The sequence below is a fragment of the Streptomyces sp. NH27 genome (assembly GCF_056859195.1).
Window position 1 is genome coordinate 1 of the sequence record NZ_JACEGK010000715.1, and the last position, 3061, is coordinate 3061.

General features: G+C 71.7%; 2 protein-coding genes. One reads left to right on the forward strand and one right to left on the reverse strand.

The window, feature by feature from the left end:
• A partial coding sequence (locus AC13HU_RS34840) for an alpha-amylase (RefSeq protein ID WP_483046000.1) occupies positions 1-1661 on the reverse strand: 1661 nt, incomplete at its 3' end.
• A gap of 314 nt (positions 1662-1975) precedes the next feature.
• Between AC13HU_RS34840 and AC13HU_RS34845 the strand changes: the two genes are divergently transcribed.
• On the forward strand, positions 1976-3040 hold the full coding sequence (locus AC13HU_RS34845) for a methyltransferase domain-containing protein (protein WP_483046001.1): 1065 nt from the start codon (positions 1976-1978) through the stop codon (positions 3038-3040).
• Positions 3041-3061 lie beyond the last annotated feature (21 nt).

The following is a 3061-nucleotide window of genomic DNA, read 5'->3' on the forward strand; positions in this document are numbered from 1 at the left end:
GTCGGGGGCGTGGTGGGCGGGGTGGTCGTCGAGGTGCCGGCCTGGTGGAGCGCGACCGAGTCGTGCGCGGGCACGGTCACCGACGCGGTGCCGTCCGAGCCGACGGTGACGGTGGACCCGCTGCAACCGCCGGAGGAGGTGAGGTCGCCGTGGATGACGTCGCAGTACGTGCCCGCGGCCAGGCCGGTGGTGAAGGTGCTGGTCACCGCGGAGTCGCTGTTGTTGATGCTGATCCACGCCTGGTCACCGCGGCTGAACGCGATCGCGTTGTTGCCGTTGTCCCACCAGTTGGCGACCTGCCGGCCCTGGGCGGCGTCGTGCCAGCCGACCATGTTCGCGATGCCCTGCGCCCGGTCGGTGCACACCCACGCGCCGGAGGAGCAGTCGGTGTCGGTGACGTAGCCGTTGCCGTCGGCCGGCGGGGAGTCGTCGGAACTGTTGAAGGCGAAGCCGGAGTACACCGTCGGGGCGCCGTATCCCCAGGCGAGCATGAACTCGGTGGCCAGCGTGTACTGCGAGCCGTTCTTGTAGTTCAGGGTGCTGCCGTTGCGCTCGGTGTCGTGGTTGGTGACCATCGCGCCGTCCTTGTCGGCCGGCTCCAGGCCCCAACCCTGGCCGAATGTCTTGAGGTTGGCGATGTTCCCCTGGAACTGGGACTTCATCGCGTTGGCGTAGTCGAAGCCGATCACGCTGCCGTTGGACTCGAACGCGGCCGGCGCGAGGTTGCCGCCGCTGCCGAGCGCGACCTCCTGGAGGACGTACGGCCGCGCGCCCCACTCGGTGTCGGAGAGCCGGGACTCGATGTTCGCCATGTCGGACTGGTTGATGTGCTTGGCGGAGTCGACCCGGAAGCCGTCCACGCCGTAGCCGATCAGCTTGTTGAGGTATCCGGCGATCTTGCCGCGCACGTCGTCGGTCTCGGTGTAGAGGTCGGCGAGGTTCGACAGGTCGCACTCCTGGACCTGGGTCTGGCTGTTCCAGTCGCCGATGGCCATGTCGGAATTGGGGCAGTTGGCCGGCGAGGTGTGGAAGTCCGAGGAGTCGTACGGGACTTGGCCGTACGACTTCGAGCCGACGTTGAAGCTGTCGCCGCCGTAGGAGTCGGTGCTGGCCTGGTCGTTGCCGGACATGTGGTTGATCACGGCGTCGGCGTAGACCTTGACGCCCGCGGTGTGGCAGGCGGTGACCATCGACTGGAACTGCGCCTCGGTGCCCATCCGGCTGTTCAGGTCGTAGCCGACCGGCTGGTAGATCTCCCACCAGGGGTGCGCGCCGGACAGCCGGATCGAGTCCTGCGGCGGGGCGACGAGCACCGATCCGTAACCCTTGGGGCCGAGTTGGCCGGTGCACTCGTTCGCGACCGACGACCAGTTCCACATGAAGAGGTTGGCGGTCACGTCGCTGCCGTTGCCGCCGGCGGCCGCGGTGGTGGCGGGGCCCGCGTGCGCGGTGCCCTGGACGGCGGCGAGCGGTATGACGGTGCCGGCCACCAGTGCGGCGGTGGCGAACAGGGCCCGGCGGACGCCGCGTTGACCCCGGCGCCGCGTGCCGTTCGGCTCGGCGCCGAGCGGGTCGGCGTGGCGCGCCCGCGAGGAGGACGGCTCCGGGGAGGGCGGCTCCGCGCCGTGGGGGGAATCGGCGCGGTCTGGTGAGCGAAGCATGGATGGCTCCCGCTGATGGTGGAGGACTACGGCATGCGTACGCGACCACCCGGCTCCGACGCGCCTCGGACGAGCGGCCCGGCGGCCCTCCCGTGGGCCCCCGGAGCCAACCGCCGTGGCAGGCACGACGGTTGAACGCGAGGTAGACCCTGCTCCCGACCAGCAGCCCCGTCAAGACGTGCTGCAACAACTTTCTCGATGTTGCAGAAAGATTGCGCAGTTCAGTCCAGGACGGGTCGGAGCGAATCACCTTATGAGGTGGGTTACCGGGGAATCACCGAGGAAGGCCCGCTACGGCTGCCACGGTTGCGGGCATGGACGCAGATGTGACGCCCGTTCCCGACCTGCCGGACGGCCACGCCGGAACCCGGCCCGAGCCCCGATCCGCTTCCACGGCCGAGCCCGCCGGGTCCGCCGAACCCGCCGAGTCCGCCGAACCCGCGGCCGAACCCGCGCCCGCGCCTGGACTTCGGTCCGGGGCCCTGCCCGAGCCGCGACCGGAGCTCGGGGCCGGGGCCGGGGCCGGGCCGGCCGCAGAACCGGGGTTCGAGCCCTGGGCCGGGCCGGCCGCCGAACCCGAGTCCGGGGCCGGGGCCTGGAGCCAGGAGCGCTACCGGGACGGGATGTTCAGCCACGCGGTCAACAGCGAGCTGGGCCGTCTCCGGTTGCTGGAGTCCGTGCTCGACGGGGCCACCCGGTCCCGGCTGACCGCGCTCGGGCTGAAGGCCGGCGACGACGTGCTGGAGGTCGGCGGCGGCGCGGGCTCGGTGGCCCGCTGGATGGCCGGGCAGGGGGCCCGGGTGACCGTGACCGACCTGGACACCGCCCTCCTGACGGATCTGGCCGGGCACGGCGTGCGGGTGCTGCGGCACGACATGTACACCGAGGACTTCCCGCCGGGGTCGTTCGACGTGGTGCACACCCGCTTCGTGCTGCTGCACCTGCCCGACCCGGACCTGGCGGTGGCGCGGCTGGCGAGCTGGCTCAAGCCGGGCGGGGTGCTGCTGGTCGAGGAGCCGGCGTCGTTCCCGGTGGTCGACTCCCCGCATCTGGCGTACCGCACCGTCATGCGTGCCTTCCGGGACCACGTGGAGAGCGCGCTCGGCTCCCACACCGCGTGGGCCCGTACGCTGCCGGCTCCCTTGCGGCGGGCCGGACTCGGCGAGGTGCGCATCGACCCGCGGTTGCAGGTCGTGTACGGCGGCGGCGCCGAGACGAAGTGGTGGCAGATGACCCTGGAGCAGGCGCGCGAGGGGATCGTGGCGGCGGGCCTGGCGCACGACGCCGACTTCGAGGCGGCCTACCGGGAGATGGACTCGCCCGACTTCGTCGACCTGTCCGTCGCGGTGTTCGGGGCGTGGGGCCGACGGGTGCTGTGACACCCGCCGGCCCCACGGTCC

Excerpts from the sequence above, each read along its gene's own strand:
- AC13HU_RS34845 (WP_483046001.1), top strand. The coding sequence starts at position 1,976 with ATGGACGCAGATGTGACGCCCGTTCCCGACCTGCCGGACGGCCACGCC.